This is a genomic window from Hymenobacter siberiensis, from assembly GCF_018967865.2.
GTDB classification, from domain to species: Bacteria; Bacteroidota; Bacteroidia; order Cytophagales; family Hymenobacteraceae; genus Hymenobacter; species Hymenobacter siberiensis.
Map to the genome: position 1 here is coordinate 1 of NZ_JAHLZY020000003.1, position 14,019 is coordinate 14,019.

The window sequence follows — 14,019 nt, forward strand, 5'->3', positions numbered from 1 at the left end:
CTTAGCCCCCTCCTTGATGGCGGGCACCAGGTCCATGCCGTCGCGCAGGTTGTGGCGGAACTTGTTCACCAGAATCACGCCGTCCTGGGTGGCCACGCCGAACAGGGCGATGAAGCCCACGCCGGCCGAGATGCTGAAGTTGACCCCCGTGATGAGCAGCGCCGCAATGCCGCCAATGAGGGCAAAGGGCACGTTGAGCAGCACCAGCGTCGAATCCAGGGCGTTGCCGAACGACACGAAGAGGATGAAGAAAATGGCCAGAATCGAAATCGGCACCACGATGCTGAGCTGGCGCTGGGCCCGCTGCTGGTTTTCAAACTCGCCGTTCCACTGGGTGCGGTAGCCTTCGGGTAGCGGCACGGCCTTGGCCACTTTTTGCTGGGCCTCGGCCACCGTCGAGCCCAGGTCGCGACCCCGGACGGAAAATTTCACGGCGATGAAGCGGGCATTGTCTTCGCGGTAAATAAAGGCCGGGCCGGACACGTTTTTAATGACGGCCAACTCGCCCAGCTTGATTTTGCCACCGTTCAGGGTGGGCACCAGCAGGTCGCCGATGGCCTCCACCGACGAGCGGAAGGGCTGGTCGTAGCGCAGGCGCAGGTCGAACTTCTTCTCGCCTTCAAACACCGAGCTGACCGCCTTGCCGCCGATGGCCATTTCGATGACGGCGTTGGCATCGGCGGCAGCCACGCCGTACTGGGCCATTTTGTCGGGGTCGAGGGTGATGCGCAGCTCGGGTTGGCCCAGGTTGCGGAACACGCCCAGGTCTTCCACGCCCTTGATTTTGTGCATCACGTTGTACACCGCCGTGGCCTTTTTGTCGAGCAAGTCAAGGTCAGGACCGGTGATTTTGATGGCCAGCGAGCCCTTCACGCCCGACACGGCTTCCTCCACGTTGTCGCTGATGGGCTGCGAGAAGTTGAAGTCCACCCCGCGGAAGCGGTTCAAGTCGTGCTGCATCTCGGCAATCAGCTCGTCCTTGGAGATTTTGCGCTTCCAGTCATCGGCCGGGAACAGGTCCACGAAGAATTCCTGGTTGAAGAAGCCCGTGGCGTCGGTGCCGTCGTTGGGGCGGCCGGTCTGCGAAATCACGCCCCGCACCTCGGGATATTTCTCAAACACCTGCCGGAACTGCTTGGTGTAGTGGTACGAATCTTCCAGGCTGATGCTTAGCGGCATGGAGGCCCGCACGTAAATCGAGCCTTCGTTGAGGTGAGGAAGAAACTCGGTACCCACGAAGTGGAAGGCCCCCACGCCCAGCACCAGCGCCACCAGGGCCGTGCCCATGGCCCGGCGCGGGTAGGCCATCACCTTGTCGAGCAGGGGAGCGTAAGTCCGGTTCAGGAACTCAATGAGCGGGTTGTGGCGCTCGCGCACGTTCTTGTTTAGCAGGATGCTGGATAGCACCGGCACCAGCGTGAGGGCCAGCAGCAGGGCCCCGAGCAGCGCGAAGCTGATGGTGTAGGCCAGCGGTGAGAAAAGCTTGCCCTCAACTTTCTGGAAGGAAAATATTGGGATGAAGGCCGTGATAATGATGAGCTTGGACGTGAAGATGGACTTGCCCATCTCCAGGCCCGTGCTCAGGATGCGGCCCATCTTCGCCCGCTTGTTGAAGCGTTCCATGCCGTCTTGTGCGGCCCAGAGCGCCAGCATCACAAACAAGCCCTCAACCATCACCACGGCTCCGTCGATAATAATACCGAAGTCGATGGCCCCGATGCTCAACAAGTTGGCGCTCATGCCCTTGATGCGCATCAGAATGAAGGCAAACAGCAGGGCCAGCGGAATAACCAGCGCCACGGTCACCGTCGTGCGCCAGTCGGCCAGAAACAGCAGCAGCACGATGGTCACTAGCAGAATACCCATGGCCACGTTTTCGCCCACGGTGCGCAGGGTGTGCTGGTTGAGCTCGGTGCGGTCGTAGAACACCTTGATTTTGGTGTCCTTGGGCAAGATGGTCTCGTTCAGGTCTTTCACCTTGGCTTCGAGCACGGGCAGCACGGCCCCGGGGTTTTCGCCCTTGCGCATGAGCACAATGCCTTCCACCACGTCGTCGTTGGCGTCGCGGCCCACCACGCCCAGCGGCGGCAGGTAGCTGGCCTGTACCGTGCCAATGCTCCGCACGAGCACGGGCACGCCGTTGACGTTTTTAATCATGATTTTCTCGATGTCGGGCACGCTGGTCACAATGCCGATGCCGCGCACCACGAAGGCCTGCTGGCCCTCGCGCAGCACATCGCCACCCACGTTCACGTTCGATTTTTGCAGCGCCGAGTACACGTCAAGCGCCGTCAGGCCGTATTTGCTCAGCAAGCCGGGGTTGGCAGCTACCTCGAAGGTGCGGACCCGGCCGCCGAAGCTCACCACGTCGGCCACGCCGGGCACGGCGCGCAGGTTTTTCTCAATGGTCCAGTCTTCCAGCGTCTTCAGGTCCGCCACGGAGCGCGTTTTGGAGACGAGCGTGTAGCGATAAATCTCGCCGGTGGGGCCAGTGGGGGGCTGCACGTTGGCGGCCACGCCGTCGGGCAGGTTCACGTTGGCCAGCTTCTGGGCCGCTTCCATGCGGGCATTGAAGTTGTCGGTGCCGTCCTCGAACACAATTTTGATGAACGAAAGCCCGAACAGGTTAATCGAGCGAATCACCGTTTTGTGGGTGATGGAGTTCATTTCCGTCTCAATCGGGACGGAAATGAAGCGCTCCACTTCCTCGGCCGAGCGGCCCGGCCACTGCGTGATAATGACCACCTCGGTATTGGTCACGTCGGGATAGGCCTCCACGGGCGTGTAGTAGAACGACACAGACCCGGCCACCACCACCAGCGCGGTGATGAAAAAGATGACGTAGGGATGCCGCAGCGAAAAGCCGATGAGTCCCTTGATAATTTTATTCATGGATGTTTTTGGTCAAGTAAGTGGCCGGATACTTTAGACAGCGGCCGGTCATGCTGAGCGCAGCGCAGCGGAGCCGAAGCATCTCGCCCGCTTCGTTACCTCGGCAATGGATTACTACTGCGGTAGAGATGCTTCGGCTGCGCTCAGCATGACCGTTTGACAATCTCGAATCAGTAGATTAATTACCTTTTAAGTCGTTGTATAGCAGCAGGCTGCCCTGCGTCACCACCAAATCCCCGTCGTGCAGGCCGCCGGTCACGAAGCGGTAGCGCGCACTGGAGCGCAACACCTTCACCGGCACCACTTCGTAGGCCACGCTGGCATTTTGCTCGGGGCTAGGCGCGGGCGTGCCGGCCTTGCGGCGGATGACGAAGTACTGGTCGTTGGAAAAGATGACGGCCGTGGGGTTTACGGCCAGGGCCTGCCCGGCCTGGGGCTGGCTCAGGGTGATGGTGCAGAACATGTCGGGCTTGAGCAGGCCGCCAGGGTTATCCAGCTCCACGCGGGCCTGCAGCACCCGCGTATCGGCGTCGACCACGCTGGAAATGTTCGTGATTTTGCCCTGAAACGTGCGGTCCGGATAGGCCAGCGCGGTGATGACAACCGGCAGCCCGACTTTCACCACGGCGACATCCGACTCGTACACGTTAATCAGCACCCATACCCGCGTCAGGTTGGAAATGGTGAAGAGCGGAGTCGCGTTGTCGGCCCGCAGCTGCATGCCGGGGTTGATGTTGCGCTCCACCACGAAGCCGTTCACGGGCGCCTTCACCGTGTACACGGGCTTGCCGCTAGCGGCTCCGCCACCGGTAGCGCCGTATACTTTAAGCACCTGTTCGGCACCCCGGAAGGCAGAGCGGGCCTTTTCGAGCTGCGCCCGGGCCGCCACCAGGTCGCTCTGCGACGCGAAGCTGGACTTGTAGAGCTGCTCCGTATTGGAGGCGTTGCGGGCGGCCACGGCGAGGTCGGCTTTGGCCGCGTTGTAAGTATTGAGGTAGCCGCTCACGTCGGCACTCTGCACGCGGGCCAGGAGCTGCCCCTGGGTTACCTGCGCGCCCAGGGCGGCGTTCACGTCCAGCACGTTTCCACTCACGACCGGAAAAATCCGGTCCACCCGGCTCTGGTCGTAGCTCACCTTGCCGGTGAACCGCAAATCCTGCTCGGGGGAGCGCAGATGCACCGTATCGGTGCGATAGCCGCTGCTCAGGTCTTTCGTATTGACGGGCAGCTCTTCCGATTTGGAACCGCAGCCGCTGAGGCTACCGGCTCCTACGGCCGCACAAAGCAGCCCCGAAAGCAAACGGGAGGACAAAAACATAGTAATTGGAGAAAAAAAAGATGTGCCGAGGCGCCTACTAACCAGCCGCCGCCAACGCGGATTAATTGGTAAAAACCGGGGTATTCGTGACGTAGTTGACTTGCTGCTTGGCTAGCTCCAGGCGGTTGCCCACGTCGATGAGGTGCATCTGGGCATCTTTGTAAGCACGGATTTTGTCGATAAAGCTCACCAAATCAATCAGGCGCAGCTGGTAGTCGCGGGTGGCGTTGCGGCTCACATCCTGAATGCTGGCCACGAAGCGCGGGGTCACGCGGCGGCGCAAATCCGTGGCGTGCTGCAGCTGCTCCACGGCGGCGGCCACGTCCTGCTCCACCTGTAGGTTCACCTGGCTCAGCACATTGCCACTCTGCTGAATGCCCACCTGCGCCGCCTGCACGTTGCCCTGGTTGCGATTGAACACGGGCACATCCATAGCGGCCTGCAGCATGTAAAAATTGGCGTAAGTACTGCCGTACGAAGCGTAGGAGGCTCCCACCGCTACCTTGGGCACTGCCAGCGCCTTCTGGAGCCGGAGGTTTTGCTGCGCATAAGTGGTCTGGCGGGTGGCGGCGCGCAGGTCGGGACGGGCCTGGTACGCCAGCGTGGTGAGGTCGGCCCGCGTGGGCAGCGTGGCCGGCGGGTCGGGCAGCAGCGGTTGCCCCTCGGGCGCTACAAACGTGGTGCCCGGCGTGGCCAGAAAAACCCGTAGCGCCGCCTCATCGCCGCCCAGCTGCACCAGCTGGTCCGAGTGGTCTTTTTCCAGGCTTTCGCGCTCCAGCTCCAGGCGCGTCACCTCAAAGCCGGCCACGGTGCCCAGTCGCAGCTGCTCCTGAAAGCCGACGAGCAGGCGGTCGAGCTGGTCGCGCTGCTGCTGCAGCAACAGGAGCCGCCGCCGTTCCGCAATAACGTTGTAAAACGTCTGCAGCAGCTGGTAGCGCCCCGTGCGCATCAAATCCTCAAAAGCGGCCTGCTGCACCTCGGCGTTGGTGCTGCTCAGCTGCACGAGCTTGGCGCGTGAGTGCGACAGATTTATGAGCTGCTGCACCTGAATGTTCACCGTGTTGCCCGTGGCGTTGCCATTGTTTTCGGGCACGTCGGCACCGTGTTTGGCACCAAACGGAAACAGGGTTTTGATGGCGGGGTTGTAGGCGTTGGCCCCCACCGAAATATTGGGATTATCCCGCAGCCCGGATTGAATCACCGCTGCCTGAGCCAGGTTCACGTTGAAGCGTTGGGCAATCAAATTGTAGTTGCGCTGAATAAACAGGGCCAGGGCCTGGTCCAGGTCGACGTGCAGCGTATCGGTGGGGCCAGGCGTCGCACTCATGGGCACCTCGGTAGGTAGTACCCCAGGCATTGCCGGATACTGCCCGTAGGGCGATGGCGAAGCGGAGTTTGCAGCAGTCCCATTGTTGGTTTGACTGGGCTGCTTCGGTTGTGTTGATGGCCGGCCGGCCGGCCCGTAGCCGGGAGTAGGTTGCCCAGGCATTTGGGCCGGGGTGTTATTGGGCGTACCACCCGGGGGCCGGCTCATGCTGGAGGAGGGCGTGGTAGTAGCCGGGCGCTGGGCCGCGGCAGGGCCGGCCAGTACGGCTACGGCGAGCAGCAGTGCGGCGGTTCCGAAGGATTTCATGACAGTAAGAAGGCGGTGTTAAGAAGAGCCGGGCTTGCATCCGGGGTGTGCGTTGTATATTTTAATTACTGATTATCAGAATCATAAACCAATTTCAGGCCTTGCTATACCACGCAGACCTCAGGCGGCCACGCGGTAGCCGATGCTGTGCACGGTTTCGAGAAAGTCGGGCGAAGCAAAGCTGGCCAGTGCCCTGCGCAGGTTCTTGATGTGCACGTCGATGTAGTTGGAAGCACGTTGGCTGGCCACATCATCGCCCCAGACGTGGGCACCCAGTTGCTGGCGCGTGAGGGGATAGCCGCGGTGCAGCAACAGGTAGTGCAACAAATCAAACTGTTTGCTGCTGAGCGGCACGGGGCACGCATTATGGCGCAGGGTGTGGGCGGCCAGGTCCATCACGAACCCGTTGCCAAACCGGATTTTAGGGTCTTGCAACCGAAACCGGCGGCGCACGATGGCCTGCATCCGGCGTTCCAGCTCGGGCAGCAGCACAGTGTTGGGCAGGCAATCGTCGGCACCCAGGTCGAAGGCTTTGAGGTGAACGCCCCCGGCGGAGGCGGTGAGGACGATGAACGAAGCCGGCTGCATTGGGTCAAGCACGGCCGCGCGCAACAGTGCCAGGCCGTCGCCATCGGGCAGTTCGGCGGCGAGCAGCACAAAATCGTATTCGTGCCGGGCCAGCCGCTCAACGGCGGCGGCGTGAGTGGCGGCACAGTCGACCAGGTAGTGGGCCTGCTGCAAAAAGTGGTACAGCTGCTGGCAAAAAGCTTCTTCAGAATGAATGACCAGAACGCGCATAAAGGTTGATTGGGAAATGAGTGGAGCAGGTAAGGGTGCCCGTTGGACGGCACCCGGTTACTTGCTGGCTACAGCAGTGTGCCTTTGAGGAAAATCAATACCATCGGAATGCAGATGACCCGCCTGGTCACGTCCAGGCGCGCGGCCACGAACGGCGCATCGAACGGGCCGGGCGCTTCGTGGCCAGGCTGGCCGGTAGCTCGCGGGCCGCGCCTACCCGGAAGGCACCTGGGCTTTGTGCCCGCGTGCCGGCGGCACTGCTACCTTCCCGGTTTTGGGCGATGGTGGCGCGCCGCCGCTGGCGGCTACCGACCCCGAAAAGGGGCGTGTATCGCAGGTTCCACTCCGTATCGCCGGTGGGGGCGTAACCCGGGGTGGCTTCGGCTTCGTTGAAAACGGCTTGGGCGGGGCCGTAGGAATGGGGGATACAGGTGCCCTCGTCCAGACCCCAGTGGGTATAGTTGGTGGGCTGGGGCGCGCCTGCAGGTGGACTGGGGCGCCACGAATTAGTCCGCATGAGAGTCTGAGCACGTGCTATTCTCAGGTTCGGAGGCACGAGGTACAATAAGGAAATTCCGCAAAAAAGCATGCCGGACATCGAAGTATCTACTACTTAAAATACTGCTCCCGGAAGGCCAGTTTCACCCGGAGGCGATGGGCACCGGCTGGCGATGCCAACCGTATGAGGATACAAGATTAATGCCCATGAAATGAATGTCTTATGAGGGATACAATGATTTATTTATTCATTTGTCCTACACTTTGCACGTCGAAGTTTGCGGTACTGATTTTGCTTTTTAGCCACCTTCATGTCTGCTGCCGCCGAGCAGCCCCCGGGTGCGGGCCAGCGTGGGGTGAACGAGGTTTCCCGGTGCCAGCGCATCTCCGGGGTCGCGCGCTACATCCGTCCTTTAGCGTGTTATTTTTCTGTATTCTGAGAGGCCCCTTACTTAAAAGCCAGTCTTGGCTCCTTGAGTACTTTAGTGAACCATTGCAGGACCTGTTCCACGCCCACGTCGTCGGCATGGACCTGTTTGCCCGCGCCCTCATCGCAGCCGACAACGTGCGCCCAAAGTCCGATTACCAGCCGATTCGGCAGCAGCGCTACGATTCCTTCGACAGTAGGGCCGGCCAGGCCTTCGAGCAGGGCCAGCTCACGCTGGAGCAGCTGCGCGACCACGCCGCCACGAACGGCGAACCCGCCGTTGCCAGCGTAACTGCTAGCAGGAAGCACTCACACGGATACAGCCGCAAATGATGGTGGTCTTTCTCAAGAAGTCATTAAGGGCTATAGGTGTCGAGCTGCTTATTGTCTATAATCAGAAAGTTATATTCACGCTACAGCTTTACGCAGTATGAAGCCGCCAGCGCGGGTGGGCCGCTAAAGCGGCCGTTATCGGGACATCCCGAACTTGCAAAAATCCGGCGCATTGGTTCCAACTGGCATTTCCGCTTTGCCCTTGCGCTATATCTTACCCTGCACCACTGCCTGCCTTCAGCAGCAGTTGGCCCCCCCCCCCCGGGTGTGCGAAGCCAAACTCGTCGCTGGCTTGCACTAAGCAGTTCACCGCAGATTTTAATAAATCAAAAAAACACCTAGCTAGTCTTTATTTACTTATAAGTCTTATAAGTCTTACAGGCTCCACAACTAATTGAATCATAATATTTTACACCCTTCATCTGCTACCAGATTGCCGTTATCTGCTACCAGATTGCCGTTATCTGCTACCAAATTGCCGTTTCCCGACTACCAGATTGCCGTTTTGGGTAGGTGTCATCTGCTACCAGATTGCCGTTATCTGCTACCAAATTGCCGTTTGCCAACTACCCAACTGCCGTTATCTGCTACCAAATTGCCGACTGCTATTGGGGGAGTGCGTAACTTGAAGCCTCATCTGCTACCAAATTGCCGTTTTGTGGATAACCAGCTAACCGTCATTGCTCCGCGTCCGGAAGTTCGCCAGCATAATGCGTTGATTAATAGCTCGTTCGTGTTAAATACGCTCGAATGGCGGGCTTTTACCGCGATTTTGTCCCGTATTCATCCGGACGACGAGGAATTCAAGGAATACTTCATCCCTGCTCCCGAGCTGGTAGGCGATGAAACGGGGGGAAGTGCTTACTCGCAGATTAAGAGCTTAGCTAAGCGCTTGCTGAACCGCACGTTGTATGTGGAGTTACTGGGCCCGAAGGGTGAGCGCGTCAGCAAACCGGACTACGAATACATCTCCTTTATTACCAAAGCGCGCTACATGCGGCAGCGTGGGGGGCTCTTTGTCAAAGTCAACCCTGATTTTGTCCCCTACCTGCTGCAACTCACGCAACGTGGAAACTTCACAAAAAGCCTGACTGCCGAGCTCAAGAGCTTGAATAGCAGTCATTCGTTTAAGATTTACTGGTTGCTTTCTGAATACCGCACGTTTGGTGCGCGCACGTTCACGGTAGAAGACTTGCGTTTTCGACTGGGAATCCGGTCTGAAGAGTACACGGACCGGTTCAATAACTTTAAAGCGAAGGTTCTGGACAAAGCGCAGGAAGAGTTGGCTGACACGGACTTGCGGTTCGAAATGGAACTGCTGCGAGTAGGCAAGGCAGTCAAGCAAATTCGCTTTACCTTCAATGCGGGACCGTTGGTATTGGAGCCATCTGCTACCAAATTGCCGTTTGCAGTCGCCAAGCCTGCCACTGCAATGGAGCTCTGGGCGATGAGCTTGCTGGCAATGGGGGTTGCAGAAGCTGGCTGCGAGGTCATTCGCCGGCATCTGGTGGAGGGCCAGTACCCGGTTGATTACCTGGATTATGTGATAGAAGTGCTTCAACGCCCACGTAAAGCCAAGATTCGTAAGCCCGCTGATTACGCTTATAAGTGCATTACGGGCAAACTACTGCTGGAAGAATTCCGTCGTAGTCAGGAGGTGCTACCAGCTCCTGCCGTGAAGCCCGTTCGCAAATCTGTTGTCAAACCGGTTGCTGTGGCTCCGGCCGAAACAATATATCAGTTGGAGGAAGTACGGGAAATGTATGAAACGCCTGGGCCCTTTGCCAAGCATGCGAACCGAGCCCCGACTTTTGAACAACACATTGAGCGCATATACCTCAGTCAGGGTTTCGTGCTTGACTTCAGGGAAGGACAGCAGGTGCTGATTTTGCGGCACTAGCGCGGTTATGTTTGAATGCAAAACCGGGCGGGTGCTTGGCCGCGTTTTGGTGGTGTGGGCGGTGGTTGTGGCAGGCAACGTGCGCCCGTAATTACTGGTAAAGACGGTTATCAGCGCGATTAAGGCGCTTTTCTGGTTCTGGTTCAGGCGTGGGCGAAATCGATGGGCATCGTCCAGTCAGACCCACTTTCTGAATCGATTCCATGCGCCTTGCCAGGCTTTTCGGGTAGAGTGCGGCATATTGGTAATCGGCAACCTGGGTAGCGGGCGCGACCTGATTCTGCTGGGCGGCGGCCTGTTTCTGATGTACAAGAGCACCACCGAAATCCACACCAGGCTGCAGGGCTAGGAAGAAGCCAGCGCCAGTACCACGGGCCGGGCCACACTGCTGCGCGTGGTGCTGCAAATCGGCGTCATCGACCTCGTGTTCAGCTTCGATTTCGTGCTCACGGCCGTGGGCATGGTCGATAACGTGCTGGTGATGATACTGGCCGTGATAGGGGCCATGGGTCTCATGCTGCCCTTCAGCGGCGTGGTGGTCGACTTCGTGAACAAGAATCCCACCATCAAGATGCTGGCCCTCTCCTTCCTCATCATGATTGGCCTGCTGCTGGTGATGGAGGCCGCCCACCAGGAAATCGAAAAGGGCTACCTCTACTTCGCTATGGCCTTCTCGCTGCTGGTCGAACTGCTCAATATGCGCCTGCGCAAAAAGGCCCCGCCCGTGCAGCTGCGCTTCGAGGGCGTTGTAGCGGTTCAGCCGCGCCTGGAATGCCCGTAGCACCACCTTTTCCTGCCTTACCAAATAGGTGGCCTGGTGCTGCTTGATGATGGCGGCCAGCTGCTGATTGTAGCCGGCTAACAGCTGGAGTGTCCGGCGGCGCTCCATCGCCGACGCGGCCTCATACGCTGTCAACAGCTGCTGCTTGGCGTAGAGCAGGTTATTGAGCTCGAACAAGCCCGTGGCGGGCAGGAGCCGGTCCTGGTACAGCGATGAAAGCGAGGTGGTGACTTTATTCATCAGCCGCCTTTCTACCATGCTACTGCCCAAAATGACGAGCATTACCAGCAGAAATAGCCCAATGGGCCTGGCCTTATCGTGAATGCGGGACAGCATATTCATGGCGCAGGTACAAAGTGGCTACAACTCCGGGCAGGCTCAACTACCTGCAAATAAGAATAAAAAAAGAGATTCAAGCGCTGGACTGCTTTTCTCATCGTCAGCTCCGGCACGCTGTTCTAGAGAGGCCCGCTATCAGCCAGCCACTGCCGGGCGGCAGCCAGGTGCGGAGCCGAAAATTCAATTCCCCAGATACGAATTCCACGCCGCACCCCACCTGCTGCTCGCAGTGCCGCGCAGCCTCAATTTCCCGCAGCACGGCTTGTAGATTAGGGTCATTGTACCAAATGCGTAGTTAGCGTTTTCAGGTTGAGCTTAAAAAAAACATGTGTCGATTGCTGAATCGGAAGGCCCTTTCCAGCGCCAGGATTCAGTGAAATGTTTTACTGGCTGCTCAAATAGTTACAACAGCCTCCTCACAACTTGCCTTGTTCAAAGTATGTTAGTGGTCAATGCGTTGTGAATATTAGCTCAACTATAGCAACGCTAACTACGCATTTGGTGCAATGGCCCTAATCGCCTTACGGCGTGGCTTGCGGCGGCAGGCCGGGCAGCAGGCCGAAGCGCCCGCCGGGAGCATTCACGAGGATAGTTTGGGTATCGAAGGGTAAATATATAATATATACTATTATACTATTTAGACATTTTATAAAAAACTTTACCCTTATTTGGAATAATTCCAAATAAGGGTAATACCTTTGAGGCATCGTTTACTGCTCCTTCTGCTAAACCTGTTTCTTATGACGTTTAAGTTCGTTCCCGGCGCGCTGGTTGCCCTGGCTTTTGGTTTTACTTCCTGCGACAAGAATGACACCGAGTCGGCCCCGGCCCTGCGCGCCAAGCTGGATGCCAGTACGCTGACGGCCAACTCGAAGTACACGGAATCGTTCAAAGATGCCGGCGGGCAGTCCACGGTGGATTTGACGACCGCGAACCAGCGCCTGGACATGTTCTCGGAGCTGAATGCCTACATGGCCCTGGTGGCCGCGGCGGCCCCGGCCACACCCGCTACCCTGGATGCGGCCAAGCTGCGCGGCTACTACAACAATACCGGCAGCTACTTCACCGGCACCGGCCTGAACGGCTCGGGCCTGTCGCTGCGCGCTACCACTGCGGCCTCGTTCCCGGCCACTAACGCCGAAACGGTGCGCGTCTACCTCGACCAGCAGCTGACCAAGCTGGCCACCACCAGCCAGTCGGTGAACAACGTGGCTACGCCCGGCAGCGCCGGCCGGCTGGGCCGCTACCTTGTGGACGAGCAAGGTATTGAAGTGAACCAGGTGATTCAGAAGGCTCTGATTGGGGCCCTGCTGCTCGACCAGATTGACAACGTGCTGCTCACCGACAATGCCCTGAAGGCCGATAACCGCCAGGTGGTAGCCGGCAAAGCCTACTCCGAGCTGGAGCATAACTGGGATTTGGCCTACGGCTACCTCACGTCCAACGCCATCATGACCACGGACATCAACCTGACGCCCCGCGAGCGGTTTCTGGCCGGCTACCTGAACGAGAAAAACGGTCTGGCTTCGCCCGGCGTGTACCTGGCCTTCTTGAAGGGCCGCGCGGCCATTGTTAACAACGACGCGGCTGGCGTGAAAACTCAGGCTGATGTTATCCGCACGGAGCTGGAAAAGACCATTGCCCTGTCGGCGGTGTCCTACCTGAGCAGCTGGAAATCGGCCTCCACGCTGGACGTGAAAGCCCACGCGCTGGGCGAAGGGCTGGGCTTTATCTACTCGCTGCGCTTCAGCACCAAGTACGGAGCCGATGCGGCTTTCTCCGACAACCTGCTCGCGGGCCTCACTTCCGGCACCAATGGCACCTGGAGCCTGACCAATGCCCAGGCCGACGTGGCCATCACCGCCATCAAGTCGAAGTTCAGCATTCAATAGCTTTTGGCCCGCGCCAGCCGCAGACCCAGGGCCCACGCATCGGGCCGCTTTGGCGGCGTGGTTCGTGGGTCTTTGCCACCAAAAACTGCTTCCGATGAAAAAGACTGTTTTATTCGCATTAGCGCTGCTAATCAATACGTTGGGTGTCTTCAGCTGCCAGAAAAGCACCGGTTCCGATACGCCGGCCCCGGACACGTCCCTGGACCGTAAGGCCCTGCTCACGCAGTGGGCCGACAGCCTGGTGAAGCCCGGCTACCAGCGCTTCAACGACAAGCTGAGCGCCCTCAAAACCAAAACCACAGCCTTCACGGCGGCCCCTACTACGGCCAGCTTACTGGATGCACGCCAGGCCTGGCAGGCGGCCTACCTGGAGTGGCAGAAAGTGGAGCTGTTTGAGTTCGGCCCCGCTGAATCGGTGAGTCTGCGCAACCACTTCAACATCTACCCGACCGATGTGACCGGCATCAATCGCAATATTTCGACTGGCACCTACGACTTTGAGGTGGCCACCGCTATTGCCCAGCAGGGTTTTCCCACGCTGGACTACCTGCTGAACGGCGTGGCGACCAGCGACGCGGCCATTGTGCAGCAGTACGTGGCCTCAGCCAACCACCGCCGCTACCTCACCGATGTGATGGCCAAGATGGACCAGACCTTTGGCACGGTGTACGGCCAGTGGACTGGCTCCTACCGCGACACGTTCATCAATAATGCCGGCACCGATGCCAGCTCCTCGCTCTCGCGGGTTATCAATGCCTACTCGCTTTACTTTGAGCGCTACCTGCGCGCCGGCAAAGTGGGCATTCCGGCCGGCACCATGAGCGGCACGCCCCGGCCCGAGAAAATTGAGGCGTATTACCTGAAGGGAGCCCTGCCGTTGCAGCTGGCCACTACGGCCCACGCCACGGTGCAGCAGTTTTTCAATGGCCGCACGGGCCGGCCCTCACTCAAAAGCTACCTCGATGCCCTGGGCGCCAAGGACAGCCGCACGGGCCAGGGCCTGGCCAGCATCATCAACACGCAGTTTGGTGTGTCGGCGCAGCAGCTCAGCTCCCTGGGCCCCGACCTGCACACGACTATCACGGCCCGCAACGTCGATGCCGTGGCTTCCTACAACGAGATGCAAAAGGCCGTGCGCCTGATTAAGGTGGATATGACCTCGGCGCTGGGCATCACGGTGACCTACGTCGACAACGACGGCGACTAAT

9 protein-coding genes and 2 pseudogenes are annotated in these 14,019 nt (G+C 59.0%); 5 read left to right on the plus strand and 6 right to left on the minus strand.

The window, feature by feature from the left end:
• The 5 genes from KQ659_RS20660 to KQ659_RS20680 all read right to left on the minus strand — a co-directional run.
• Nucleotides 1–2,892 (minus strand): efflux RND transporter permease subunit (locus tag KQ659_RS20660; RefSeq protein WP_226930172.1); only part of this gene is annotated, 2,892 nt, incomplete at its 3' end.
• A 178-nt stretch (nucleotides 2,893–3,070) separates the two neighbouring features.
• Nucleotides 3,071–4,210, minus strand: coding sequence for an efflux RND transporter periplasmic adaptor subunit (locus tag KQ659_RS20665; protein WP_216690855.1), 1,140 nt, complete (start codon nucleotides 4,208–4,210; stop codon nucleotides 3,071–3,073).
• Nucleotides 4,211–4,271: 61 nt separating this feature from the next.
• A complete protein-coding gene (locus KQ659_RS20670) occupies nucleotides 4,272–5,843 on the minus strand; it encodes a TolC family protein (RefSeq protein WP_216690856.1) in 1,572 nt (523 codons plus the stop codon).
• Between the two features lie 120 nt (nucleotides 5,844–5,963).
• Nucleotides 5,964–6,641, minus strand: a complete 678-nt coding sequence (locus KQ659_RS20675) for a response regulator transcription factor (protein ID WP_216690857.1) — start codon at nucleotides 6,639–6,641, stop codon at nucleotides 5,964–5,966.
• Between the two features lie 127 nt (nucleotides 6,642–6,768).
• Nucleotides 6,769–7,158, minus strand: coding sequence for a hypothetical protein (locus tag KQ659_RS20680; RefSeq protein ID WP_216690858.1), 390 nt, complete (start codon nucleotides 7,156–7,158; stop codon nucleotides 6,769–6,771).
• A 474-nt stretch (nucleotides 7,159–7,632) separates the two neighbouring features.
• On the opposite strand from KQ659_RS20680, the gene KQ659_RS20685 reads away from it, so the two are divergent.
• From KQ659_RS20685 to KQ659_RS20695, 3 genes and pseudogenes are all read left to right on the plus strand, one after another.
• Entirely contained in the window at nucleotides 7,633–7,899 is a 267-nt protein-coding gene (locus KQ659_RS20685; protein WP_216690859.1) for a hypothetical protein, read from the plus strand.
• A gap of 559 nt (nucleotides 7,900–8,458) precedes the next feature.
• Entirely contained in the window at nucleotides 8,459–9,799 is a 1,341-nt protein-coding gene (locus KQ659_RS20690; RefSeq protein WP_226930174.1) for a replication initiation protein, read from the plus strand.
• Between the two features lie 376 nt (nucleotides 9,800–10,175).
• Nucleotides 10,176–10,580, plus strand: a pseudogene (locus tag KQ659_RS20695) (TerC family protein); the annotation flags it as partial.
• Nucleotides 10,581–10,589: 9 nt separating this feature from the next.
• Here KQ659_RS20695 and KQ659_RS22180 read toward each other — a convergent pair.
• Nucleotides 10,590–10,922: pseudogene (locus tag KQ659_RS22180) on the minus strand (MCP four helix bundle domain-containing protein); the annotation flags it as partial.
• A gap of 737 nt (nucleotides 10,923–11,659) precedes the next feature.
• Here KQ659_RS22180 and KQ659_RS20705 point away from each other — a divergent pair.
• Complete coding sequence (locus tag KQ659_RS20705) at nucleotides 11,660–12,811, plus strand: DUF4856 domain-containing protein (RefSeq protein ID WP_216690861.1); 1,152 nt, start codon at nucleotides 11,660–11,662, stop codon at nucleotides 12,809–12,811.
• 94 nt (nucleotides 12,812–12,905) lie between these two features.
• Complete coding sequence (locus KQ659_RS20710) at nucleotides 12,906–14,018, plus strand: imelysin family protein (RefSeq protein ID WP_216690862.1); 1,113 nt, start codon at nucleotides 12,906–12,908, stop codon at nucleotides 14,016–14,018.
• Nucleotide 14,019: the final 1 nt, after the last annotated feature.

Coding starts and splice junctions, on each gene's coding strand:
- KQ659_RS20675 (WP_216690857.1), bottom strand. CDS start 6,641: ATGCGCGTTCTGGTCATTCATTCTGAAGAAGCTTTTTGCCAGCAGCTG.
- KQ659_RS20710 (WP_216690862.1), top strand. CDS start 12,906: ATGAAAAAGACTGTTTTATTCGCATTAGCGCTGCTAATCAATACGTTG.
- KQ659_RS20670 (WP_216690856.1), bottom strand. CDS start 5,843: ATGAAATCCTTCGGAACCGCCGCACTGCTGCTCGCCGTAGCCGTACTG.
- KQ659_RS20705 (WP_216690861.1), top strand. CDS start 11,660: ATGACGTTTAAGTTCGTTCCCGGCGCGCTGGTTGCCCTGGCTTTTGGT.
- KQ659_RS20680 (WP_216690858.1), bottom strand. CDS start 7,158: ATGCGGACTAATTCGTGGCGCCCCAGTCCACCTGCAGGCGCGCCCCAG.
- KQ659_RS20665 (WP_216690855.1), bottom strand. CDS start 4,210: ATGTTTTTGTCCTCCCGTTTGCTTTCGGGGCTGCTTTGTGCGGCCGTA.